We start from the raw sequence: 23289 nt of genomic DNA on the forward strand, positions 1-23289 counted from the left end.
TTTGCCAACGCAACCTTTTTTGGATTGATCGAAAAATAAATAGGATTGATATGAGCCAGACAACACAGACCGATATCATTACGCTTGGGGATGTTGCCACTAGACTTCCTAGCTTTATTCCCAAAGTACCCCATATCCTGAATGGTCTTAAACAGGCTTATTTAAGAACAGCAAATACACCAACTGGATTAGGTGTAGCTTTTGAGAAAGCTGTTAAGCGAAATCCGAAAGGTATTGCTTTATTATTTGAAGATCAAAGTTACTCATATGAAGCTTTAAATGAATGGGCTAACCAGATTTCTCACTATTATTTATCTCTCGGCGCACGTAAAGGCGATGTGATTGCCGTAATGGTTGAGAACCGTTCTGAGCTTATTGCCACTATTGTGGGCTTAGCTAAAATTGGGGTAACGATTGCGCTTGTAAATACATCGCAAGTCGGTAAAGTTCTCGCTCATAGTATCAATCTTGTAAAACCAATTGCAGTCATTGCGGGCGAAGAGGTCCGTGCTGCAATCGATGAAATTCGTCAAGACTTAAACGTTCCTAAAGACCGTTTCCACTGGTTTGCAGATCAGGCTACTCGTCAAGATGCAGGAACAGCACCTCAAGGTTATGCCAATCTTGCAATAGAAATTGATCAATTCCCGAAATTCAATCCATCAACCACACATTCTGTTCATGGAAATGATGGTCTGTTTTATATTTATACTTCGGGTACAACAGGCTTACCAAAAGCAGTTATTTTTAAACATAGCCGCTGGACACTTGCCTATGGCACTTACGGCCACATTTTAAACCTTGGCCCAGATGATGTGATGTATGTCACTTTGCCGCTGTACCATGCAACAGGTGTGGTGGTGTGCTGGTGTGGTGTGATTGCAGGAAGCTCTACGCTTGCCATTCGACGTAAATATTCAACCAGTGCTTTCTGGAAAGATGTTCAGAAGTTTAATGCGTCTGCAATCGGTTATGTAGGTGAACTTTGCCGTTACTTGATGGATGCTCCAACTACAGAGCTTGACCGTGCTCACCGTGTAACCAAAATGATTGGTAACGGCATGCGTCCAAACATCTGGGATAAATTCAAACAGCGTTTTGGTGTTGAAGAAGTTCTAGAGCTTTATGCTTCAAGTGAAGGCAATGTCGGCTTTAGTAATATTTTCAACTTTGATAATACGGTGGGCTTCTCCCCTATGCCGTATGCAGTCATTCAATTTGATAAAGAAAAGAATGAGCCTGTACGCGATAAAAATGGCTGGTGCAAAAAAGTTAAAGCAGGTGAAGTCGGTTTATTGGTAGGTAAAATTACCAGTCGCTCTCCATTTGATGGCTATACTGACCCAGAAAAGAACAAATCTGTGATTATGCAAGATGTCTTTAAAAAAGGTGACTCATATTTCAACACAGGTGATCTTGTTCGTAATATTGGTTTCCGTCACGCTCAGTTTGTTGACCGCTTAGGTGATACCTTCCGCTGGAAAGGCGAAAATGTATCTACCACCGAAGTTGAAAACATGGTGTGTGAATATGACAAAATCGCTGAAGCTGTGGTTTATGGTGTAGAAATTCCAAATACCAATGGTCGTGCAGGTATGGCAGCAATCACGCTTGCTGATGGTGCTGAATTAAATGACACTGACTTAACAGAAATGGTGACTGTATTTAAAAAATGCTTACCTGCTTATGCGGTACCAGTGTTTTTACGTATACAAGCTAAAGTTGAAACTACAGGTACTTTTAAGTACCAAAAGAATAAATTGAAGGAAGATGCGTTTAATCCAAGCAAAACTTCTGAACGTTTACTCGCTTTATTGCCTGGTGCAAGCAGTTACTGTGACATCACAACTGAAATTTTTGACAACATTCAGGCATATAAATACCGTTTTTAGTTCATTTTTTAGCTAAACAAGAGGAAATCGTGCTTTTTATAGGCAATCATGCAAATGTTTTTAAATTTCCTCTTGTGTTAGTTGAATAACTTGCTAAAATACGCGACATCAAAACAAAGGTGGTGTTAGAAAACTTTTAGTTATCTTGCACTTCACATTCAAATGATATTTGAATGTTTGTTCAGGGTCGTTAGCTCAGTTGGTAGAGCAGCGGACTTTTAATCCGTTGGTCCCGCGTTCGAGTCGCGGACGACCCACCACTTATCTGTTTTGAACCTATTTGGGTCGTTAGCTCAGTTGGTAGAGCAGCGGACTTTTAATCCGTTGGTCCCGCGTTCGAGTCGCGGACGACCCACCAAATTCTAAAAAGCCTCTCAGTTCGAGAGGCTTTTTTTATTGTTAATGTATTTTAGTTTTATGACTAAAAGATGACGATGCACTTCTTATATAGAATATCCCTAGCCCATTCCATAAAGATTTCCAAACGTTTAGGAATATAACTTCTATTCGGATATAAAATATTAAGTGGAAGTGATTGAGCAGTATAGGCACTTAGTACTTCAACTAAGGTTCCCTGCTCGATTTTATCCTGAACATCGTAGTATGGAAGTTGAATAATTCCCAAACCTGCAATAGCCGCTGCAATATAGGCTTCCGTATTATTTACGCTTAAAGCACTATCCATCATCACAGTTCCATCTTGATATAAAAATACGCCCTGTTTTTCTCCTACTGCTCCCGCATAGTTAATGAGTTTGTGTTGAGATAGATCTTCTAATTGTTCAGGAATACCGTACTGTTCTAAATAGTCAGCACTTGCACAGTTCACCATAATCAAATTACCAACGAACTTCGCAATTAAACTACTATTATCTAGCTGCCCCACCCGAACAACACAATCGATTCCTTTCTCGATTAAGTCAGTGATGTCATCAGAGCTATGAAGTTGTAAATGGATATCTGGATAGCATTTATAAAAATCGGGAAGTTCAGGAATAATCACTTGGTGTACGATTCGGCTGGGCATTGAAATTTTTAGCGTGCCACGGTAATGCTGCTTTTGTGCCTGTATAAGCTGTTCGAGCTGTTCATAATCAAATAATAGATTTTGACACTCAGGTAATATTCGTTGTCCATCTTGGGTAAGGCTTACTTTACGCGTAGTACGATGAAATAAGCGTACTCCATAGTGAGTTTCTAGCTGTTGAATTGCGCTCGTCACTGTCGAACGAGGCAAATCAAGCTGATTCGCCACTTCACTAAAGCTTTGTCGTTTAGCGACTTCTGTAAAAATAAAAAATTGCTGCAACCGATCCATTTAATTGTTCGTATTTTCTGAATAGTTAAACCAAACTAGCATAATTGATCAAAAATTACCGCCAATCTAGACTAAAAACACATTAAAACAAGTCATCATAGGAACAACCATCATGGCAACTCATACTCTGAAAGATAAAGTTGTATTGATTACAGGCGGCGCAAAAAACTTAGGTGGACTGATTAGCCGCAGGTTTGCAGAACAAGGCGCAAAAATTGCAATTCACTACAATAGCGCTGAAACTCAAGCAGATGCCGAACAAACGCTCGCAGATGTAAGAGCATTCGGTATAGATGCCGTTTTAATTCAGGCAGACCTAACGGATATTGATAATATCGAAAAGCTATTCTTAGACACTAAGCAGCATTTTGGCGGAATTGATATTGCCATTAATACAGTTGGAAAGGTTTTAAAGAAATCTTTTTTAGATACCACAGAACAAGAGTTTGATAGCATGAGCGATATCAACTCAAAAATTGCCTATTTCTTTATTCAATCGGCAGGTCGTCATTTAAATGACGGCGGCAAGATTTGTTCAATCGTGACTTCTCTTCTTGCAGCCTACACTGGACTCTATTCAACCTATGAAGGTTTAAAAGCACCTGTTGAGCATTACACACGTGCTGCATCAAAAGAATTTGGTGATCGCCAGATTTCCGTGACTGCGGTTGCACCAGGCCCAATGGATACACCTTTCTTTTATGGTCAGGAATCTGCCGAAGCAGTGGCTTACCACAAATCAGCTTCAGCTTTAGGTGGACTCACCAAAATTGAAGATATTGAACCTTTAGTTCGCTTTCTGGTAACCGAAGGTTGGTGGATTACAGGTCAAACAATTTTTGCAAATGGCGGTTATACCACTCGCTAAAATCAAAAAAGCCGCATCTCAATGTGCGGCTTTTTAATTTGTTTCTTTACAAGAACTCTTCTAGTACCGAATTTAAGAAAATATGCCCCTGCTCAGTACAAGCCAAACGACAATGATCATCCACCAATAGCTTTCTAGCTCGTAGTGAAGTGAGTACTTCATTTAAGTGATCTAGGCTTAAACCTGTGCGCTGCTCATATAACTCAGCTTTTACGCCATCATTTAGACGTAAAGCATTCATCATGAACTCAAAAGGTAGCTCTTCTGCTTCAATCTTTTTCATTTGCAAATGTTCGGCTGGAACCTTAGCCAAATAGTCTTTCGGTAAGCGAGTTTTTTGGAAACGGTACACACCATCTGGTTGTGTGACTTTGCCATGTGCCCCTGCACCAATCGCAAGGTAATCACCAAATTCCCAATAATTTAAATTATGAGCTGAAGGCTGCTCTTTACGCCAAGCCGATACTTCATAGTTTATAAAACCATTTGCTCTTAAATAAGCCTCACCCTGCTCTTGAATGTCTTCTAGCACTTCATCTTGAGGTAAAACAGGCTGTGTTCGGAAAAATACGGTATTTGGCTCAATAGTAAGTTGATACCAACTGATATGTGTCGCGCCATGCTCTACAGCGACCTTTAAATCATAAAGTGCTTGCTCTAGCGTTTGCTCAGGTAGGCCATGCATTAAATCGACATTAACTCGCTTAAAGCCTGCTTGTCGTCCCTGCTCAATTGCATCCATAGCATTGTTGGCTGAATGAATACGCCCCAGTTTTTGCAAGTGCTCTGTATTAAAAGTCTGCACACCAATCGATAAACGGTTAATACCTGCGTCTAAATAGCCTGCAAACGGGTCATGTTCTAGTGTTCCAGGATTTGCCTCTAGGGTGATTTCACAGCCATCTTCAAATTTGAGCAATGACTTAAGCTGTTCAAACAGCCACGCATAGCCTTTAGCAGAAATAAGTGAAGGCGTTCCACCACCAATAAATACACTATGAATTGAACGTCCCTGAGCCATCTCAACTTGAGTTTCAAAGTCGGCCACCAATGCTTTTAAATAGGTTTGCTCGAGTTCTGCCGAAAGCGCTCCATCTGGTACGGCATGCGAGTTAAAGTCACAATATGGACACTTACGCACGCACCAAGGCATATGGATATATAAAGATAAAGGAACAGAAGCAGGGTTTAATACGGCCAAGGAGCAGGTCCAATTTACACAATATTTCTATTTTAACATGACTGCATCAATGGGCTTATGAAAACATACCTTAATTGCTTTAGACTGTTTTTAAACATACTTAAATATTGATAAAAATGATGAAATTCTCTAGTCAACTTTTCCTGATCTTACCTCTAGCTATGGGAATCGGTGTTGCCATGGCTTTTCAAACTGCAATCAATGCTCAACTGCGCGAGCAACTACACTCACCGTTGCAGGCAGCTTTATTATCATTTTTCATAGGTACTATTGTTTTAGCCGTTATGGTTTTTTTCCAAAGTGCCGAAAAGCCCTCTTTAAGTGAAATAACAAATATTCCATGGCTTCTTTGGACAGGAGGATTCCTTGGGGTTTATGCAATTAGCATGAGCATTTATACTGCACCTAAACTTGGTTTTTTAACCTTTACAGGGCTAGTCGTTTTTGGGCAATTGCTCATTTCAATGTTGCTTGACCATTTTGGCTGGTTAGGTACAGAAAAGACACCTGTTACATGGCAACGGTTTCTTGGTGGCGTGATCATCTTTGTCGGTGTGTTACTCACTTTGCAACGTTAGCTTCATTTTTATATTTAAAAAGAGTACCTTTTGTGTCGAATGTCACATCTTTTCGGTCTGAATTAAAACAACTCTTCCACTTAATGCTACCGATTTTAATTACCCAGTTTGCTCAAGCGGGATTTGGGTTAATTGACACTATTATGGCTGGGCATTTATCTGCAACCGATTTAGCAGCAATTGCGGTAGGTGTGGGCTTATGGATCCCAGTCATGCTCCTGTTCAGTGGCATTATGATTGCAACTACACCTTTGGTCGCTGAAGCAAAGGGCGCAAGAAATACAGAACAAATTCCTGTCATTGTCCGTCAATCCTTATGGGTCGCCATCATTTTAGGTGTAATGGCTATGCTCATTTTGCAGCTTATGCCGTTTTTCTTACATGTGTTTGGCGTACCAGAAAGCTTACAGCCTAAAGCAAGATTATTTTTACATGCGATTGGTTTAGGCATGCCAGCTGTGACCATGTACGCAGCCCTACGCGGTTATTCTGAGGCTTTAGGCCATCCACGTCCTGTAACGGTCATTAGCTTACTGGCCTTAGTGGTTTTGATTCCTCTTAATATGATTTTTATGCATGGATTAGGGCCAATACCTGCATTAGGTAGCGCAGGCTGTGGTTTTGCAACCTCCATTTTACAGTGGCTCATGCTAATTACTTTAGCTGGCTATATTTATAAAGCTTCGGCTTACCGTAACACGTCTATTTTTAGCAGATTCGATAAAATTAACCTGACTTGGGTTAAAAGAATTTTACAGCTTGGCTTACCAATCGGTTTAGCCGTGTTCTTTGAAGTCAGTATTTTTAGTACAGGTGCATTGGTACTTAGCCCACTAGGTGAAGTCTTTATTGCAGCGCATCAAGTTGCAATTTCAGTTACCTCTGTGCTGTTTATGATCCCGCTTTCACTTGCGATTGCCCTGACCATTCGTGTGGGAACCTATTATGGTGAAAAGAACTGGGCTTCGATGTACCAAGTACAAAAAATTGGTCTGAGCACAGCAATATTTTTTGCCTTATTGACCATGTCTTTTATTACCTTAGGCCGTGAACAAATTGTCTCGGTTTATACTCAAGATATAGATGTGGTTCCTGTTGCCATGTATTTACTCTGGTTTGCAATGGGTTATCAGTTGATGGATGCATTGCAAGTGAGTGCCGCAGGCTGTTTAAGAGGTATGCAAGATACTCAAGCACCGATGTGGATTACACTCATGGCGTATTGGGTGATTGCGTTCCCTATCGGACTCTATTTAGCACGTTATACCCATTGGGGCGTAGCTGGTGTTTGGCTAGGCTTGATTATTGGTTTAAGCATTGCTTGTGTTTTATTACTTTCAAGGCTTTATTTAAATACCAAACGTTTAAGCAAAACCTAATAAAAAAGCCGATTATTCATCGGCTCTTTTTATTTTATGCAGACTTTGCCCGCGGGCTTGCTCCAATTTGCCAGACAAAAGGTAAATCTGTACGGTTAACTTCCCAATCTCCAATCACCTTTTCTTTATAGATGAGTGGATTATGTGAAGAGACCGTTCGTGCATTACGCCAGAAACGGTCGAGTTGTTTCACTTGACTACTTGCTGACGCGCCTAAAGCATTAAATAATTGGCTGGTTAAATCGAGTACCAAATTAGAAATCACCACCTGTCCTTGCGCCGACTCAAGCTCTGCATCTACGTTAAACTGATGTTCTTTTACCTCTAACTCACTAAAGTGACTTTCATAAGCCTTCTGCAATGCTTCAGCTGTTTTAATCGTAATTGCTAGACTTCCATAAGCTTGAGCAGAGGCTTTACCCACCACCTGTAAAACTTGTGGATCGTGACGGACAAGGTCGCCATTACCATGACTAAAAATACGTTTTCGCTCACGTATTTCTTGGCTAAAAGTTTCGACCGCGGCATGCGCAATCCCTGTTAGGGTTGCAAGGTGGACAACCTGATAAAAAGCGGTCTGATATTTAAAACGCTGATCAAATGGAATAAGGTGCGAAGCTGGTAAATGAACCTGATGTACTTTTAAAGTACCACTGCCCGTTGTCTTTTGACCAAAGCCATCCCAATCATCAATAACACTTACCCCAGTTTCATGGCGATAAATAGCAGCAATCACATGACGGTCATTCACTTCATCGTAAGCAAATAAATCGATCCAGTCAGCAAAAATACTTCCTGTTGAATAGTACTTTTCACCATTCACCACCAAGTTACCCGAAGCATCTTTGGTTACTCGTGTAACGACATCACCAATCTGTACATTTCCAACTTCGGTCCATGCATTCCCGACTAAATCACCTTGCACAAAACGCTGAAACCAAACCTCTTGTGAGTGCTCTTTATGGGCAACTAAGCGGTCTTCAACAAAAGCGAAGTGTCCACGCAAAGCTTGCACAATATTCGAGTCTGCTTGTGCTAACTCTGCTAAAAGCTGGAAAAGTTGCGGTAATGACACCCCATCTCCACCATATTTAACCGGAACACGTACCGCACCTAACTTGAGTTCTTTTAACCACTGAATCGGTTCAAAAGGCAAGATTCGTTCTTTTTCTCGCTGAATTGCACCTTGGGCAATTTTTTCAAAAACAGGGCGAAATCTACTTGCGACCTTTTCATAATCGGCGCCTACAGATAGTTCTTCTAATTCAATTTGGGTAATCGTCATCTTTATTCTCCTAATCTTATTTTTTCTTCACTTTAGCTCCATGCATGACGAGGTGGATGGATGCCATTGAGGTAGTAATTACCGACAATGTGATATTTCCAACGCACTGGATCATGCAAGGTATGAGTACGCGCATTACGCCAATGGCGGTCCAGATTAAGCTCAGACAAGGTTGACCGTGTTCCAGACAACTCAAAAAGCTTATTCGCTGCTAAAATCGCAACTTCTGTAGTGAGTACTTTTGCTTCAGCAACCAGTAATGTGGCTTGGTTTACATGCTCTTCTGTCGTGTCGGCAATCGCTTGATCAATCGCATCTCCTGCTAAATCTAATACCGCTTCTGCCGCACGAAGTTTTATTTTTAAATCACCAATGTTTGCAATCGTATAGGGATCATCACTCGCTTTTTCCAAACCTGAATCGACCCATGCACGACTATGATTTTTGACATAGTGAATTGTTTCTTCAATTGCGCCACGTGCAATACCAGCATCAACAGCAGCTTGAATAAATTGTGAAATTGCACCTGCTGGGGTAGGACGCTCAAAAGCCTGATAAATCGGAATTAGATATTCTTCACGTACTGGAACTTGATTAAGTTCAACGGTTCCACTGGCCGTGGTTCTTTGCCCGAAACCAGACCAGTCATTAATAATATTCACCCCTGAAGTTTCCCGAGGAACTAGCGCCGCATAAGGTTGCCCCTCTTCATTTACAGCGACAATAGGAACCCAATGCGCAAGCAATGCACCTGTTGCAAAAAACTTCTTGCCATTAATTTCATAACCGTGCTCGGTCTTTCGTAATGTGGTAGTGAGGTCAGCCACCGTTTTGCTATGTTTTTCTGAAAAGGCATTGCCAAAACGAATCCCTCTCAACACTAAGTTAAAGAAAAATTGTTGTTGTTCTGGGCCTGCATCAAGGCGTAAATGTTCAATAAAAGCCAAGTGATTTTGAGGAAGCTGTGCAAGAGATGGGTCAACACTCGCAATTGTTTTGATGACCTCAGCCAAGGTTCGATATTTAACTTGGGCACCACCAAATTGCTTGGGAACCGTAATAGCCCATAAGCCACTTTGTGAGAACTGTTGAATTTCGTTTAGAGGTAAACGGCGCTCTTTGTCTCGCTCAGATGCTTCTTGTGCAAACTCTTGAGCAAGTTGTTTGGCAAGCTCAATTGCCTCTTCATCAGAACGAATAATATGCGCATCTTTTGACTGCTCAAACACAGATAAAGGAACCGCCTGAGACCGCCCATGGGCCGAACTTAAACTTGTCATAACTTTTGTTATCTCTATTTTTATTTAACCTGTCATTCACATTACCACCAAAAAAACAGGCACTTTATAGATATTAAAGCTTTGTTTATGAAATGGATTTTCACAAGCTTTTCATATTTTTTACTATAAAAATAACATTTTGTTTTTCGAAAAATTTCTTACATGAGATAAACAATTTCATATAGGCTTTTTAAGCTTTGTCACCTATGATCAAAACTAGGCAATATTATGTTGTAGTCAATGAGGTATCGAAGATATGGCAAAGAATGCAAGTTCACCCGGCAAACGATTTATGAAACTTGCAGGAATGACCGCGAGCATTGCAACGAAAACCGTTTCTAACTCGATTCGAAACTTGACCGCAGATGAAGAACAAAAGCTGGCTTCAAAAACCAAGTTATTTCAGGATATTGGTTTGCAAATTGCCGACACCTTAGGCGAAATGAAAGGTGCCGTCATGAAGGTCGGCCAAATTGCATCACAATATAAAGATATTTTCCCACCCGAGGTCGCTAAAGCAATTTCTAAGTTACAGCGCCAAGCTCCACCTATGCCCTTTGCTGCTATTCAACAACAAGTTGAACGTGAGCTTGGAAAGCCGCTGAATGTTGCCTTTAAATCTTTTGATCAAGAACCTTTTGCAGCTGCTTCAATTGGACAAGTTCACAAAGCTGTCTTGCCAAGTGGCGAGCAAGTTGTTGTTAAAGTGCAATATCCGGGTGTTGATGAAGCCTGTGAAAGTGACTTAAAACAAGTACGTTTGGCACTTCGTTTAATGGGTGTGCTTAAAATTGATAAAAAGCTACAAGATCAGCTTTTTGCAGAGATTCAAGATAGTCTGTCAGCAGAGCTTAACTATGAAATCGAGGCTCAAAACCTTGAAGTTTTCAAAACATTTCATAGCCAATTAGATGACAAAATTATCATCCCGACTGTTTATAAAGATTACTCTTCAAGACGTATTTTAACCTTGAGTCTCGAACAAGGTGACAGCATTGAAACTGCCAGCGCTTGGCCTATCGAAATTCGAAATACCATTGGACGCCGCTTGATTCGTGCTTTAGGTCAGGAAATGTTCTTTTTAAAACGTTTTCACTGTGACCCTCATCCGGGTAACTTTGCTTTCCGCCAAGATGGCAGTGTCATTATTTATGACTATGGCAGTGTTAAAACGCTTTCAAATGAAATCGTGCAGCACTTTAAACGCTTAGTAAATGCAGCTCGCCATGAAAATATCGATTTGATCGAAACAGAATTATTTGAACTACATTCACTTGCTGAAAAAGGCAAATTCCCGAGTGATCTATATAAACTCTGGATTGAAGTATTGTTACGTCCGCTTACCACCACTTATAATTTTGCAGAGAACTCATCACATCATGATGGCATGTTACTTGTGAAAAAATCTTTGAAGTATTGGGATGTCTTTAAACCATCACCAGATACTTTAATGGTCAACAGAACCATTTCAGGGCATTACTGGAACCTGATTCACTTAAAAGTTCATGACAATCTAAACGATCTATTTGAAGAGCTTGTACCGCCTTCTAACTAACTTAATTTACTGATCAATGTAGCCCTTTATGGGGTACATTGACTTTTTAATTGTTATGTTATAACATTTCTTTATTCAAAAATAATTTAGGACAATCTCTCATGCGTAAAGATATTCATCCTGCTTATCAACAAGTGTTATTTCATGACACCAATGCAGACGTGTACTTCTTAATTGGTAGTACTCTTCAGTCTAAACAAACCAAAGAATATCAAGGGAAAGTCTACCCTTATGTCACTCTTGATATTTCAAGTGCCTCACACCCTTTCTACACAGGTGAAGTACGTCAAGCAAGTAACGAAGGCCGTGTAGCAAGCTTCAATAAACGTTTCGCTCGCTTTAATCGTAAGAGTTAATCTTGCGTTAAGATTTGACCAATACACTTAAAACATTGGAAGCCTAAGACTATCTCCTCCACTTAGGCTTCTTTTTTTATGTGTATTTTTTCATCATTTCTAAACTGTGTATAAAAGAAAACTTATCCACAAGTTGTCTAAAAACTCTTCTGTTTTTTTTCAATAACCCCTCAATTTTTATAATTGCCAAGCTTCCAAAGCGCCTATTCGATGCTATGCTTAAGCCCTCATTTGTTAGGAAGTTTAAGATAATGGCACAAGAGTTACTTGCCCAATTACAAGCAGACACAGCAAAATTTTCAGACGTTTTAGCTCATATTGAAGCACGTTACCAACATACTCCAACAGCTTTTCAAAATGGTGCACAGCAAAACGCTGCTACTGAAAATCAAGGCAGTGCAAAAGTTTTCTCTTTTGCCAAGTTACAAGGGTTAGACCAAGCACAAACTTTAAGTTTATTTGCAGAACACTACGCATCTGTATTGGCTACACCAGAAGGAACTGATCATCAAAATATTCGTCAGTTTATGCAAAATGGTTGGGATGGTGTGAAGTTTGAAGGTCAAGCTTTAACTGAAAAGTAATAGATTTAAATAAATAATAGAAACGACTTAATTTTTATTATGAGCATTGCCTTAAATGGAAGTGATATCCAAATGATGGATTGTATAGGCTAAGCTTACTTTTCAAGGATGAAAAGTAACAAAAATCCTTTGTTACGCTGATGCTAAGTCCATGTAGCACAGCGAAACGACGGCATCCATGCCGTCTGTCACGATAGTAAATGCCTTATTTTTCATAATTATTTTATTAGCCTCTTACATTCGATACGCGATAACGTCATTCGCAGCCTGCGTGGTGTCAATAAAAGATCGTTTTTGCAAAGCATAAGATAAATGGATTCAGTGAACAGGTTCTGCGAATGACAGATGCCTTTGGTTACTTTGGGCACAACCAAAGTAACTTAATTAGCTGCTTCCATTAGATAACTCAACGATAAGACTCCGTCGTGAAAATTCTACCCAACACTCAACTTCGATGAGCTCTCACAACTTGAAATCATGGTCAATTCTTAAATATAAAAACTCAATGCCCCGCTACCCAATGATAAGCCGCCAACCCCAAACACGTAAAAATTAACGATCCAATTAAATGAATGGAGATCCCCAACATCGCCATTCCTAACTTACCACTTTGTAATAAAGTGACGATTTCAATCGAGAACGTTGAAAATGTGGTTAAAGCACCACAAAAACCAGTAATCACAAAAAGCTTATAGTTCGGACTTAAATCACTTTGAGCAAAATAGGCAATTGCAAAACCAATAATAAAACCACCGACCAAATTAACAGTGACAGTACCCAGTGGAATCTGCGGGTAAATCGGGTTGAGTTTTAAACCTAAAAACCAACGCAACCACGCCCCTAGAACTGAGCCTAAAGCAATTGAAAGTAGAGAGTAATACATAGGACCACCCCTTTAGATAGACGCTAAAAGAGCAAAAAATAATGAAGGGAAATATGACACAGCGTACTCCAAGAATAAGCAGAGTACGCAATAACCTACGTACCCAGCGATATAAATACATGAGGGTAACGTAGGCATCATTAGCCAATATGGCGGTTTTTCAAGGGAGGAATGCCATCTCCCTGTTTTAAGTATATTAGATCATCTTGAATTTGATTTAAACATACTTTTTAAAATCATGGGCGTTCAGCAAATTGTGGTAAATCGTCACAAATACTTTCCCATTCTGCCTTAGAAGCAGCAAAAATATGCATAGTCGGTTTTTGGTCTAATGGTGTATCAAGTGTGCCAATTCTTAAGCGATATAATTCAGGCTGCGCATCACGAGAACTAATCAAAGGTGAACCACATTCGCTACAAAACCAGCGGTACACACCGTTCACAGCAAATTTTTTGACAAGGTTTTCACCTTGTGTAATTTTAAAATCTGCACTGTTGATAGGAGCATTGGTGGCAAATGCTGTTCCATTGGCTTTTCGGCAGCGTTGACAGTGACATTGAATAATATCTCCGATATCGCCCTTAATTTCATAGCGAATACCCTGACATAAACAACTTCCTTGATAAACTGGTGATGCTTGAGACATATTCTCGTAAATCCTATTATTATTGATCGCTCAAAAATAACACTTTTCACATATCAAACATAGCACCAAATTATCCTGTTATTTTTCTAAAAAAGAATGCACACCTTCACCAGCCGCTCGCCCTGTAGCAAAGCATGCTGTAAGTAAATATCCACCTGTAGGAGCATCCCAATCCAGCATTTCACCACAACAAAACACACCTGAGATTTGTTTAAGGCTCAAATTCTCAGTTAATGCTTTTTGCTTAATACCACCAGCACAACTAATCGCCTCTTCAATAGGCCTAAACCCCTCTAGCTTAATTTGAAGCGCTTTGATCTGCTGAGCCATAGCCTCTGGTTGGTTCCATAGTGCTTTATCGACCACTTCTCTGATTAAGTTAATTTTAGCTGTGTCTAAGCCTGCTTTACGCCAGATATTGGTGAGCGATTGTTTTTTGCTAGCCTGCAATTTTTTAATTAACTGTGAAAGTTCTACATCAGGCAATAAATCTAAAAATAAATTTAAGCTTTGCCCTTGTTTTTGTTGCTCTCGTAAAGCACGTCCAAGTTTATAAATAACACCACTTTCTAACCCATAGTGAGTAATCACAATATCACCATGAGTAACTTGGCTGGGTTCAACCCACGCATTGATACGTTTTAAAGGTTCACCAAAACAGCTTTCCATAAAAACTGACCAAGCGTGCAATACTCCTGCATTACTCGCTTGAAAAGCTTCAATATTGGATTGATCCATCCATTGCTGCCAAGCACCATCACTACCTAATTGTGACCAAGACACAGCACCACAAGCCAATACTACTGCATCGTATTGCTGGGTAAAGGTTTCAGTGCTTTGATTATTTTGGTTTTCTAAAGTTACCGTTGTGCCTTGCAAATTAATACAACGATGACGATAAAAGAATTTAACCTGCTGTTCTGCCAAACGTTTTAGCCAAGCACGCAGTAAAGGTGCCGCTTTCATTTCGACAGGAAAAATACGGCCTGAAGTACCAACGTAAGATTCAATTCCCAGATTTTTCATCCAGCTTTGAATCCAGACTGCATCCCACTTTTCAACCCACGGTTTGAGCCATTCTGCATGGTCATAGCGCTCAATAAACTGCGCTAAAGGTTCGGCATGCGAGATGTTTAACCCCGTTTTCCCTGCCATCAGAAACTTACGTGCAGCTGAAGGTTTTTGCTCGTATACATCAATATCATAAGCATATTGGCTCAACACCTCAGCTGCCATTAAACCAGCCGGACCCGCACCAATAATGGCAACCCGCTTATTCGCCATGCACTTGACCTTGTAATGGGGCAAACTCATCAAAACGTGTGCTGTAACCTTCAGGTTTAGTGATCACAAGCTGTTGGCAAAGTTCTCCACGTTCTAAATACTTAATTTCAAAATGAGTACGTGCAGATGTTTGAGCAATTTTTTCTTTTTGGTAAGGCAGCTTCCAGACATTAATTAATTGTTGTTCAGCTTCTTCAATATATTCAGGAATATTACTTGCCAAAGTAATGGTTCCACCTGTTTGCAGACGAGAGATTAAGAACTCAAAAAATGGCATATTCAACCAGCGCTGTGCTGGATTATGGGGTTCTGGGTTTGGATAGAGAATAAAGAAATGTTCAACTTGAGCAGGATGTAGGGCATGTACCACCCACGGCAAAGCATCTGCATGCACAGGGATTAAATTATCTCTTGGTTCCAGACCATGCTGTTTTTGCATTGCCAAGAATTTTTCTCGGGTTCGTTCAATTGCATACAATGTGTGCTGCGGCTGTTGCCCGCTAAAAAGCAAAGCATGTTTACCCTTGCCCGCTCCAATTTCTACACAAATCGGGGTATTTTCAATTGGGGTAAAATCGCGAGGCGCTTGCATACGTTGTGCTTGAAATTGACGAATCTGCATAATCACATCAAACTAAATAAAAATCGGCATAAGTCTAACAAGTCACCTGACTTTTGCCTAATCTATTTCTCTTCACTTTGAGGATATCGCTTTATGCCACGTACATTTCCCTGCCCACGTTGTGGTGAACCAAGTGTTTGGGAAGGTAACGAATTTCGTCCATTTTGCTCTGAACGCTGTAAATTAATTGATTTAGGTGCGTGGGCAAATGATGAGTATAGACTGCCTACCCAAGATGCGCCTCAGCATAACAAGGGTAGTCAAAATGAAGATGATTACGAGGATTAACCCGCTTTACCTGCAACAAAAGGGTTAAATTGTTTCTCATAGCCAATGGTACTCATCGGACCATGTCCAGAAATAAATTGAGTATCATCTGGCAGACTAAAACATTCACGTTTAATCGATTCAATCAACTGATCGTGATTACCACGCGGGAAATCTGTTCTTCCAATCGAACCTTTAAACAAGACATCACCAGTCCAAAGCAAGCCATGATTTTTATTATAGAAAATAACATGTCCGGGTGTATGACCCGGCGCAAAACGCACCTCAAACTCATCTTCACCCAGTTTTAGCACTTCACCGCCTTCAAGCCATTGATCGACTTTAACAGGCTGTGGAATTGGAAAGCCATAACGTGCTGAAACTTCCTGAATCATATCTAGCCAGAACTGATCTTCTTTATGGGGACCAATAACTGGAACGCTCCATTCTTTGGCAAGTTCACCCACCGCTCCAGCATGGTCTAAATGCCCATGAGTGAGCCAAAGAGCTTTCACTTTTAAACCTAAGGCTTCTACTTCTTTTTTCAAAACCGAAGCGTCACCACCCGCATCAATCAAAACTGCTTCTTTGGTTTCACTGTCCCAAACAAGAGAACAATTTTGGGCAAATGCAGTAACTGGAACAATTTTGACTTGCAGCATAAGAACCTCTGGCTAAAACGCAATTAACGGTGGGCTAAGGTATAAGTAAGGGCATCAAGATTAGCCTGAACTAACCCTGCAAGCAAATCAATATGAGCTTGATCGCTATTTAAAGCAGGAATATAAGCATAGCTACCACCACCCGCCTCTTGAAACAACTCTGCATTTTGAATGGCTAACTCTTCAAGTGTTTCCAAGCAATCAGCAGAAAAAGCTGGGCTTAATACCTGTACTGACTTAACACCTTGCTTCGCCCAATCTTGTAAAAGCTGATCTGTATAAGGTTTAACCCACTCTTGTTTTCCAAAACGTGACTGAAAGCTAATCGCCCATTCATCATCTTTCAAATGCAAAGCTTCAGCGACTAACTTTGCTGTGATGCGACAACGGTCTGCATACGGGTCGCCTTTGTCTGCATAAGGCTGTGGAATACCATGAAATGACATCAACAGTTTTTCAGGCTTACCATGTTGCTCTTGATAAGCTAAAACACTTTCTGCCAATGCCTGAATAAACATTGGATGCTGATAGTAGTCTTTGATAATTGTTAGACCTGGCAAGTTTCGCTGGGCTGGAATCCACTTGGCAAATGCATCGTATAGCGGTGCTGTAGAAGTGGCTGAATATTGAGGAAATAAAGGCAATAGAATGACATGCTCTTGCGGGTTAGCTGCCAGTTTTTCTAAAACTGCATCAATGCCTGGATTACCATAGGTCATCGCCGGTATCACGGTTAAATCAAACTGATTATTTTCTCGCTGCAAATAAGCCTGAATACGTTGAGTTTGCTCAAACACAATTTCACGCATGGGCGAATCTTTTGACCATACCGAAGCATAGGCATGTGCTACCCTTTTTGGGCGAAAAGGTAAAACAAACAGATTTAAAATAATCCACCAAATGAATTTCGGTATTTCAATCACGCGTGTATCAGATAAAAACTGCTTTAGAAAACGGCGTACCGCAGGAACAGTGGCCTCATCCGGTGTACCTAAATTCGCTAAAATGACTGTGACTTTCGGTTTTTGTTCAAACGACATGTGTAAATGCCTTTCAATTCATCTTATGTCACTAATGTAACAGCTTTTATTGTCATATATAAATTGAATCGCTCTAAGCTTTTAATCGAATGCCCCGATGATTCCATTTATAGCTAAGTAATAACTTTTGAGCTTTAGCTGTGACTTTCCATAAGCTATAGGATTGTTCAGTCTGAGTTGGAACAATCCAGCCCTGTGACTGCATTTGCTTTTTTATCCGAAACAATGCTTTATGGTTAATCTGAGCGCAGGCGACAGCATGAGCACGAGGTAACTCCTGACGAGCATCTTCTAGGCCAGCCTGATTCAAATATTCATTTAAACATGTCCCAAAATTCTCTTCTGGTGTCGCTGTTTCAAACTGCTTTGCCAATATGCTTAACAACTGCGACCAAGTCATTTGTCGTTGTCGTTTAAGCTCTTTAAAATTCCCATCCTGAAATGCTTGAATTTGATATTCAAATGCAAAAACGTCTTGGGGAGCAACTTCGTTTACTTGAGCTGATGATTCTGCTAATTGTTGTTCTAACTGTAAAATTTTACTTTTTAATAACTTAATTTCATCTTCTAAGTGATGAGCCTGATGAGCAGGAACCCAACCTTGTCCTATATGCTGTTCAACCATTAAAGGCATATTTAAACGGACAGCCAGCTCTAGTTCACGGGGAGTTTTAAAGTAAAAAATATGATTCGCATCAAGTAGTAACTTTTTTCTAAATGCGAGAAATTTATCTTTAAGCTGTGGATGTGTTTCTTGTAAACGTATTTCACGACTTTCGGGCTGCTCATGCATGAACACAATAATAGGTTTAGCCTGACTTAACGCATATTCATACTCTAAAGATAAATAACTCACACCAGAAATCGACTGCTCTCCATACTGGCTGCCTAAAAGTAGGATTACATAATCACATTCATCAATTTGTCGACGTGCAAGCGTAGTGGTTAGGGGTGTTCGTTGTTCTAATCCCCAAGCAAAGAAACCCATCCCTACCAAGGTTTGAGACAGAACCATCCGCTCTGGCTGCATATCGCGGCCGGATGTTGAAATAAAAATCTGATAGCGTGTATCGAGCATAACAATACCCTTTCGCCCCATGATCTGTCCGTGACTTAATATCAGCCAAGATCATGAACCGCCCCAAATAAAATAATAAATCTAAAAAACACTAGTTTCTAAATGATGCTAAAAGATCAGTTCAGATTATGAAGTGTCCAAGTTAACTCTTGTGGAATCAAATGTTGTAAAACAGGTTGCAGTGCCTCAGCATTATTACCGCTGACATAACATTCAATACGTGCAACATTCTGACCTATTTGGTCACATAATAACTCATTTTTTATTAAAATACGGGCTGTTTGTCGGGCAACTGCCAATCCAGAATCAACCAGTGTGAATTGGTTATCAAAAAGATGATGAATTGCTTGATTTAAGAAAGGATAATGCGTGCAACCGAGCACTAAATAGTCGGCACCTTGCTCAGCGGCGGGCTGTAAAACTTCTTTTAATGCCTTTAAACATGCCTCACCCATTTGCTGACCTGCCTCGACACAAGGAACGAGTTCAAGGTTAGTTAAAGTCATCACTTTAACACCAGCTGGAACAGCAAACTTCTCGACTACATCTTTAATAAGCTGGCCGCGAAAAGTAGCAGGCGTTGCCAAGACAGCAACCACTTTAGAACGAGTCTGTAATACAGCAGGTTTTAATGCTGGAACCAATCCAACAATTGGAAAGTGTTCACCATAATGCTCACGCAAATGATCAAGGCTAAATGCGGAAGCCGTATTGCAAGCTACGACTGCAATTTTACAGCCTTGACGATATAGCCAATCGACTGCTCGAGCCGTGAGTTCTCTGATTTCTTCATCCGAGCGTGGTCCATAAGGAACGTAGGCTGTATCTGCATAATACACAATACGCTCATTGGGTAAATATTTAGCAATTTCTGCTGCAACTGACATCCCTCCAATTCCCGAATCAAAAATACCAATTGGGGCATCTGCTGATGCTTTAGGCATAGGTTCTAGCTCGGAAAATAAAGGTTGTATGGCGGTCATAGCTGTACTGAAGTGTCAGAAAATTTCACTCCCTAAAGCTTAAACCTCAAGTGCCTAATTGCAAGAGCAAATTACCACTTTTTAGCTCTAAAATGGTTTCACCTTTATCGTTTTCAATTAGTGTTCCATAGTTCACCAAATGATAGAAAGCCTGACGTTGAATCAGCGCATTAATTCCAAAACGGACATGCACATAAGGACGCAACTCTCCTGCATATTCACGCATAAAAATAGGATGTTCTGCATCAACCAAAATTACATCTTGGTTAGTGGTGGTCAGTTGTAAAAATTGCTCACCTGAAATTTCGACCTGATCTGCCTGATTGACTAATAAAGGTTCATCTTCAACTTCGATTTCAATTTGTTCTACAGGGGTTTTCAGGTAGAATTTGCCTTCTTCTTTCCATAGGACTTTGGTAAACAGATCTAATAGAGCTTGGCGCTTGATTAATTGACCTTCGTGCCACCATTCTCCATTGGATTTCACTGTCAAATCCATTTTGCCGCAATGCTTTGGATGCCACTGCTCTAAAGGTGGAATTGACCTTTTGTGACTTTGCTGTACACCTTTTAAGTATTGTGCAATGTTCATTAAGTTTTTATCATCAGATAACGGTATTTTTCCCATATCCGATGGTGAATTATTTTGATTTACCATAGTTTATGCCTTGCTGACGAAAAAATGTTACGACTCAGCCAATTGGCTAGATCATGGTTTAAAACTATACTAGCCCAAACGATAAAAGGCACAATAGCATATTTGCGCCTATGGATTAAAACACTCACGGCAGCACCGAATTATCTGAATATGACGGTTGCCACCTTTAAGTATTGAGGAGTCCTACATGGAACACATCGAACGTGAATCGATGGAGTTTGACGTTGTCATCGTAGGTGCAGGACCTGCAGGTCTATCTGCTGCGATTAAGATCCGTCAATTAGCGATTGAAAAAAACTTACCCGATCTTTCTGTTTGTGTAGTTGAAAAAGGCTCTGAAGTAGGTGCGCATATCTTGTCTGGTGCTGTGCTTGAGCCACGTGCCATCAATGAACTTTTCCCGAACTGGAAAGATGAAGGCGCGCCTCTTAATGTCCCTGTAACTGAAGACAAAACATTCTTCTTACTTTCAGACACCACTTCTAAAGAAGTTCCTCATTGGATGGTTCCTAAAACCATGCACAACGACGGTAACTATGTGATCTCTTTAGGTAATGTGGTTCGCTGGTTAGGTCAAAAAGCTGAAGAGTTAGAAGTTTCTATCTTCCCTGGCTTTGCTGCATCTGAAGTGCTTTATCATGAAGATGGTACTGTAAAAGGTATTCAAACTGGTGACATGGGTATTGGTAAAGACGGCGAACCAACGCATAACTTTACTCCCGGTTATGAGCTTCACGCTAAATATACCCTCTTCGCTGAAGGTTGCCGTGGTCACTTAGGTAAACGCCTAATTGCGAAATACAATCTTGATAAAGATGCTGATCCTCAGCACTACGGTATCGGGATTAAAGAGCTTTGGGAAATTGACCCAGCAAAACATAAACCGGGCTTAGTCATGCACGGTGCAGGTTGGCCTTTAGCAGAAACAGCTTCTTCAGGTGGCTGGTGGTTATACCACGCTGAAAACAACCAAGTTACTTTGGGCATGATTGTGGACTTGTCTTATGAAAATCCACACATGTATCCATTTATGGAAATGCAGCGCTGGAAAACTCACCCACTGATTAAACAGTATTTAGAAGGTGGTAAACGTATTTCTTACGGCGCACGTGCGGTAGTGAAAGGCGGTTTCAACTCTCTTCCTAAATTAACTTTCCCGGGCGGTTGCTTGATTGGTGATGATGCAGGTTTCTTAAACTTTGCAAAAATCAAAGGCTCACACACTGCCATGAAATCAGGCATGTTATGTGGTGAAGCTGTATTTGAAGCGATTGCTGCGGGTGTAGAAAAAGGCGGTGATCTTGCGATTGCACGTGTTACTGAAGGCGAAGATTTATTCGTTAAAGAATTGACTTCATACACTGACAAATTTAACAACAGCTGGTTAAAAGAAGAGCTTTATAACTCTCGTAACTTTGGCCCAGCGATGCATAAATTTGGCCAATGGATGGGTGGTGCATTTAACTTTATCGACCAGAATGTCTTTAAAGTGCCATTCACTTTACATGACTTGAAGCAAGACTTTGCTGCATTGAAAACTGTTGATGCAACAAGCTTTAAGCCAAACTATCCAAAACCAGATGGCAAACTTACATTTGACCGTTTGTCTTCAGTATTTATCTCAAACACTGTACATGAAGAAAACCAGCCAGCTCACTTGAAGCTTACTGATCCTTCAATTCCAGTGAATGTGAACTTACCGAAATGGGATGAGCCTGCACAGCGCTATTGCCCTGCTGGTGTTTACGAAATCATGGAAAATGATGATGGTTCTAAACGCTTCCAGATTAACGCAGCGAACTGTGTTCACTGTAAGACCTGTGATATTAAAGACCCATCTCAAAACATCACATGGGTAACGCCTGAAGGCGGCGGTGGTCCAAACTACCCTAATATGTAATAAAAAAGCCCCGATTATTCGGGGCTTTTTTATTAGTATCCGCTTATTGAAAAGGCGGTATTTTTTCTACGTTTAAATTAAAATTCTTTTTATAGAAAATAAATGTGCCTAATAAAAATAAGCCAAGAAAACCAAAGTTTCGCGCTAAATCGTAGTACCAAACCGATTTACCAAATAATAAATCAAGAATTAACATCAGCCCGAGAAATCTTGTATGCAAGATCAAACTCATCTTTATCTTTGGTTCAGGAGCAAAAGATGTATTTCTATAACCGAGGAGAACAGAACCTAAAACGATGAGAATACATATAATAATGATAGCAACAGTTTCAGATAACCAAGAGATCTCTAAATGTAATAAACCAGCAATAGTGAAAAACCAAAGACAGATTAATAAGCTTCGTTTCACAAAATAATCATTCATTTTTATACGTCATTTATATACTTAATTTTATAAATTATATAACGATTCTTATTTGTAAAAAGTTATCATTTCAAATTAAAGTTAAATTATTCATGGCTTCTAATCGTCTTTATTAGAAGCCTTATTATCCTATTAACCTTTCTTCACTAAATAATGAAATTCTTTATGACCATTTTCATCTAAGCGTTCTTCTTGCAACAACAACTCATGGCCTAAATGCATACAAAACTTAGGAATATCCCACGAGGTCGAATTATCAGTTGCGAAGACTTCAACCACATCCCCAGACTTAGATTTGCGGATGGCTTGATGCAACATCATGACAGGTTCCGGACAACGTAAACCACGCGTATTGAGTTGTACAGTAGGTGAAATGGGTTGCTCTGACATAACAAACTCGAACAAATAGAATTTTCACATTTTAGCATAAACAAATTACTGAGCTGTTAACTGTAACTGGCTTTTACATAACAATATACGTTTTGTCTTTTAGCTTGTTTTATAGATGCATAAGCATCTTTTCTTCGGTATGATCTGTGTATTCA

General features: G+C 40.1%; 24 protein-coding genes, 2 tRNA genes and 1 riboswitch. Of the genes, 11 read left to right on the forward strand and 15 right to left on the reverse strand.

All coding sequences use genetic code 11. The annotated features are described in order from the left end of the window. Positions 1-50 precede the first annotated feature (50 nt). The 3 genes from WBW42_RS01065 (at position 51) to WBW42_RS01075 (ending at position 2250) form a co-directional block, all read left to right on the forward strand. Entirely contained in the window at positions 51-1892 is a 1842-nt protein-coding gene (locus WBW42_RS01065; RefSeq protein WP_032056264.1) for a long-chain-acyl-CoA synthetase, read from the forward strand. A gap of 184 nt (positions 1893-2076) precedes the next feature. After that, positions 2077-2152: transfer RNA gene (locus tag WBW42_RS01070), tRNA-Lys, on the forward strand. 22 nt (positions 2153-2174) lie between these two features. After that, positions 2175-2250 (forward strand) — tRNA-Lys (locus tag WBW42_RS01075). 63 nt (positions 2251-2313) lie between these two features. Here the strand turns inward: WBW42_RS01075 and WBW42_RS01080 are convergent. After that, positions 2314-3210, reverse strand: coding sequence for a LysR family transcriptional regulator (locus WBW42_RS01080; protein ID WP_032056265.1), 897 nt, complete (start codon positions 3208-3210; stop codon positions 2314-2316). Between the two features lie 112 nt (positions 3211-3322). Here WBW42_RS01080 and WBW42_RS01085 point away from each other — a divergent pair, with 112 nt between their 5' ends. Continuing rightward, on the forward strand, positions 3323-4078 hold the full coding sequence (locus WBW42_RS01085) for an SDR family oxidoreductase (protein WP_032056266.1): 756 nt from the start codon (positions 3323-3325) through the stop codon (positions 4076-4078). A 46-nt stretch (positions 4079-4124) separates the two neighbouring features. On the opposite strand, the gene hemW is transcribed toward WBW42_RS01085, so the two are convergent. After that, positions 4125-5279 carry a radical SAM family heme chaperone HemW gene (gene hemW, locus WBW42_RS01090; protein WP_032056267.1) on the reverse strand — a complete coding sequence of 385 codons (1155 nt, stop codon included), beginning with the start codon at positions 5277-5279 and terminating at the stop codon, positions 4125-4127. A gap of 116 nt (positions 5280-5395) precedes the next feature. Between hemW and WBW42_RS01095 the strand changes: the two genes are divergently transcribed. After that, a complete protein-coding gene (locus tag WBW42_RS01095) occupies positions 5396-5857 on the forward strand; it encodes a DMT family transporter (RefSeq protein ID WP_031946700.1) in 462 nt (153 codons plus the stop codon). A 32-nt stretch (positions 5858-5889) separates the two neighbouring features. Continuing rightward, complete coding sequence (gene abeM / locus WBW42_RS01100) at positions 5890-7236, forward strand: multidrug efflux MATE transporter AbeM (protein ID WP_284105147.1); 1347 nt, start codon at positions 5890-5892, stop codon at positions 7234-7236. A 34-nt stretch (positions 7237-7270) separates the two neighbouring features. On the opposite strand, the gene WBW42_RS01105 is transcribed toward abeM, so the two are convergent. Together WBW42_RS01105 and WBW42_RS01110 are read right to left on the reverse strand one after the other, a co-directional pair. Next, positions 7271-8521, reverse strand: a complete 1251-nt coding sequence (locus tag WBW42_RS01105; RefSeq protein ID WP_005301987.1) for an acyl-CoA dehydrogenase family protein — start codon at positions 8519-8521, stop codon at positions 7271-7273. Positions 8522-8553: 32 nt separating this feature from the next. Next, the gene (locus WBW42_RS01110; protein WP_002114788.1) at positions 8554-9801 is read right to left on the reverse strand and encodes an SfnB family sulfur acquisition oxidoreductase; all 1248 of its coding nucleotides are present in this window, start codon (positions 9799-9801) and stop codon (positions 8554-8556) included. A gap of 256 nt (positions 9802-10057) precedes the next feature. Between WBW42_RS01110 and WBW42_RS01115 the strand changes: the two genes are divergently transcribed. From WBW42_RS01115 to WBW42_RS01125, 3 genes are all read left to right on the forward strand, one after another. Further along, positions 10058-11356, forward strand: coding sequence for an ABC1 kinase family protein (locus WBW42_RS01115; protein WP_002115159.1), 1299 nt, complete (start codon positions 10058-10060; stop codon positions 11354-11356). Between the two features lie 101 nt (positions 11357-11457). Continuing rightward, a complete protein-coding gene (locus WBW42_RS01120; protein ID WP_002114896.1) occupies positions 11458-11712 on the forward strand; it encodes a type B 50S ribosomal protein L31 in 255 nt (84 codons plus the stop codon). A gap of 251 nt (positions 11713-11963) precedes the next feature. Then, entirely contained in the window at positions 11964-12296 is a 333-nt protein-coding gene (locus WBW42_RS01125) for a HopJ type III effector protein (protein WP_032062893.1), read from the forward strand. 502 nt (positions 12297-12798) lie between these two features. On the opposite strand, the gene crcB is transcribed toward WBW42_RS01125, so the two are convergent. The 4 genes from crcB to WBW42_RS01145 all read right to left on the reverse strand — a co-directional run bounded on the left by crcB (position 12799) and on the right by WBW42_RS01145 (position 15738). After that, positions 12799-13179 carry a fluoride efflux transporter CrcB gene (gene crcB, locus WBW42_RS01130; RefSeq protein WP_032056270.1) on the reverse strand — a complete coding sequence of 127 codons (381 nt, stop codon included), beginning with the start codon at positions 13177-13179 and terminating at the stop codon, positions 12799-12801. A 124-nt stretch (positions 13180-13303) separates the two neighbouring features. Next, positions 13304-13370: riboswitch (Fluoride riboswitch) on the reverse strand. Between the two features lie 45 nt (positions 13371-13415). Beyond that, positions 13416-13826 carry a GFA family protein gene (locus WBW42_RS01135; protein ID WP_032056271.1) on the reverse strand — a complete coding sequence of 137 codons (411 nt, stop codon included), beginning with the start codon at positions 13824-13826 and terminating at the stop codon, positions 13416-13418. A gap of 78 nt (positions 13827-13904) precedes the next feature. After that, positions 13905-15110, reverse strand: coding sequence for a TIGR03862 family flavoprotein (locus tag WBW42_RS01140; protein WP_032056272.1), 1206 nt, complete (start codon positions 15108-15110; stop codon positions 13905-13907). Further along, positions 15100-15738, reverse strand: coding sequence for a class I SAM-dependent methyltransferase (locus WBW42_RS01145; RefSeq protein ID WP_078224410.1), 639 nt, complete (start codon positions 15736-15738; stop codon positions 15100-15102). Before WBW42_RS01145 ends, WBW42_RS01140 begins: the two co-directional genes overlap by 11 nt. Positions 15739-15825: 87 nt before the next feature. Between WBW42_RS01145 and WBW42_RS01150 the strand changes: the two genes are divergently transcribed. After that, positions 15826-16020 carry a DNA gyrase inhibitor YacG gene (locus WBW42_RS01150; RefSeq protein ID WP_002114956.1) on the forward strand — a complete coding sequence of 65 codons (195 nt, stop codon included), beginning with the start codon at positions 15826-15828 and terminating at the stop codon, positions 16018-16020. Here WBW42_RS01150 and WBW42_RS01155 read toward each other — a convergent pair. From WBW42_RS01155 to WBW42_RS01175, 5 genes are all read right to left on the reverse strand, one after another. Next, entirely contained in the window at positions 16017-16661 is a 645-nt protein-coding gene (locus WBW42_RS01155) for an MBL fold metallo-hydrolase (RefSeq protein WP_017385667.1), read from the reverse strand. The two genes, WBW42_RS01150 and WBW42_RS01155, sit on opposite strands and share 4 nt — an antisense overlap. Before the next feature lie 23 nt (positions 16662-16684). Beyond that, positions 16685-17701, reverse strand: a complete 1017-nt coding sequence (gene hemH, locus WBW42_RS01160; protein ID WP_032056273.1) for a ferrochelatase — start codon at positions 17699-17701, stop codon at positions 16685-16687. 73 nt (positions 17702-17774) lie between these two features. Then, positions 17775-18779 (reverse strand): DUF4062 domain-containing protein, encoded by a 1005-nt coding sequence (locus WBW42_RS01165; RefSeq protein WP_032056274.1) that lies wholly within the window; start codon positions 18777-18779, stop codon positions 17775-17777. 116 nt (positions 18780-18895) lie between these two features. Next, complete coding sequence (gene murI / locus WBW42_RS01170; RefSeq protein WP_019768045.1) at positions 18896-19762, reverse strand: glutamate racemase; 867 nt, start codon at positions 19760-19762, stop codon at positions 18896-18898. 46 nt (positions 19763-19808) lie between these two features. Next, a complete protein-coding gene (locus tag WBW42_RS01175; RefSeq protein ID WP_002114653.1) occupies positions 19809-20420 on the reverse strand; it encodes a DUF1285 domain-containing protein in 612 nt (203 codons plus the stop codon). A 187-nt stretch (positions 20421-20607) separates the two neighbouring features. Here WBW42_RS01175 and WBW42_RS01180 point away from each other — a divergent pair, with 187 nt between their 5' ends. Next, the gene (locus tag WBW42_RS01180) at positions 20608-22320 is read left to right on the forward strand and encodes an electron transfer flavoprotein-ubiquinone oxidoreductase (protein ID WP_005804177.1); all 1713 of its coding nucleotides are present in this window, start codon (positions 20608-20610) and stop codon (positions 22318-22320) included. Positions 22321-22363: 43 nt separating this feature from the next. On the opposite strand, the gene WBW42_RS01185 is transcribed toward WBW42_RS01180, so the two are convergent. Both WBW42_RS01185 and tusA read right to left on the reverse strand, forming a co-directional pair. Further along, positions 22364-22744: a hypothetical protein gene (locus WBW42_RS01185; protein ID WP_032056275.1), complete on the reverse strand. Its 381-nt coding sequence runs from the start codon at positions 22742-22744 to the stop codon at positions 22364-22366. A gap of 132 nt (positions 22745-22876) precedes the next feature. Further along, positions 22877-23134, reverse strand: coding sequence for a sulfurtransferase TusA (gene tusA / locus WBW42_RS01190; protein WP_002053527.1), 258 nt, complete (start codon positions 23132-23134; stop codon positions 22877-22879). Positions 23135-23289 lie beyond the last annotated feature (155 nt).

It is taken from the genome of Acinetobacter sp. LT1, from assembly GCF_059800965.1.

Bases quoted from the DNA above. Each gene is read 5' to 3' on its own strand.
- WBW42_RS01065 (WP_032056264.1), top strand. From the start codon at position 51: ATGAGCCAGACAACACAGACCGATATCATTACGCTTGGGGATGTTGCC.
- WBW42_RS01080 (WP_032056265.1), bottom strand. From the start codon at position 3,210: ATGGATCGGTTGCAGCAATTTTTTATTTTTACAGAAGTCGCTAAACGA.
- WBW42_RS01085 (WP_032056266.1), top strand. From the start codon at position 3,323: ATGGCAACTCATACTCTGAAAGATAAAGTTGTATTGATTACAGGCGGC.
- WBW42_RS01095 (WP_031946700.1), top strand. From the start codon at position 5,396: ATGATGAAATTCTCTAGTCAACTTTTCCTGATCTTACCTCTAGCTATG.
- WBW42_RS01105 (WP_005301987.1), bottom strand. From the start codon at position 8,521: ATGACGATTACCCAAATTGAATTAGAAGAACTATCTGTAGGCGCCGAT.
- WBW42_RS01110 (WP_002114788.1), bottom strand. From the start codon at position 9,801: ATGACAAGTTTAAGTTCGGCCCATGGGCGGTCTCAGGCGGTTCCTTTA.
- WBW42_RS01115 (WP_002115159.1), top strand. From the start codon at position 10,058: ATGGCAAAGAATGCAAGTTCACCCGGCAAACGATTTATGAAACTTGCA.
- WBW42_RS01120 (WP_002114896.1), top strand. From the start codon at position 11,458: ATGCGTAAAGATATTCATCCTGCTTATCAACAAGTGTTATTTCATGAC.
- WBW42_RS01125 (WP_032062893.1), top strand. From the start codon at position 11,964: ATGGCACAAGAGTTACTTGCCCAATTACAAGCAGACACAGCAAAATTT.
- crcB (WP_032056270.1), bottom strand. From the start codon at position 13,179: ATGTATTACTCTCTACTTTCAATTGCTTTAGGCTCAGTTCTAGGGGCG.
- WBW42_RS01135 (WP_032056271.1), bottom strand. From the start codon at position 13,826: ATGTCTCAAGCATCACCAGTTTATCAAGGAAGTTGTTTATGTCAGGGT.
- WBW42_RS01140 (WP_032056272.1), bottom strand. From the start codon at position 15,110: ATGGCGAATAAGCGGGTTGCCATTATTGGTGCGGGTCCGGCTGGTTTA.
- WBW42_RS01150 (WP_002114956.1), top strand. From the start codon at position 15,826: ATGCCACGTACATTTCCCTGCCCACGTTGTGGTGAACCAAGTGTTTGG.
- WBW42_RS01155 (WP_017385667.1), bottom strand. From the start codon at position 16,661: ATGCTGCAAGTCAAAATTGTTCCAGTTACTGCATTTGCCCAAAATTGT.
- hemH (WP_032056273.1), bottom strand. From the start codon at position 17,701: ATGTCGTTTGAACAAAAACCGAAAGTCACAGTCATTTTAGCGAATTTA.
- WBW42_RS01165 (WP_032056274.1), bottom strand. From the start codon at position 18,779: ATGCTCGATACACGCTATCAGATTTTTATTTCAACATCCGGCCGCGAT.
- murI (WP_019768045.1), bottom strand. From the start codon at position 19,762: ATGACCGCCATACAACCTTTATTTTCCGAGCTAGAACCTATGCCTAAA.
- WBW42_RS01175 (WP_002114653.1), bottom strand. From the start codon at position 20,420: ATGGTAAATCAAAATAATTCACCATCGGATATGGGAAAAATACCGTTA.
- WBW42_RS01180 (WP_005804177.1), top strand. From the start codon at position 20,608: ATGGAACACATCGAACGTGAATCGATGGAGTTTGACGTTGTCATCGTA.
- WBW42_RS01185 (WP_032056275.1), bottom strand. From the start codon at position 22,744: ATGAATGATTATTTTGTGAAACGAAGCTTATTAATCTGTCTTTGGTTT.
- tusA (WP_002053527.1), bottom strand. From the start codon at position 23,134: ATGTCAGAGCAACCCATTTCACCTACTGTACAACTCAATACGCGTGGT.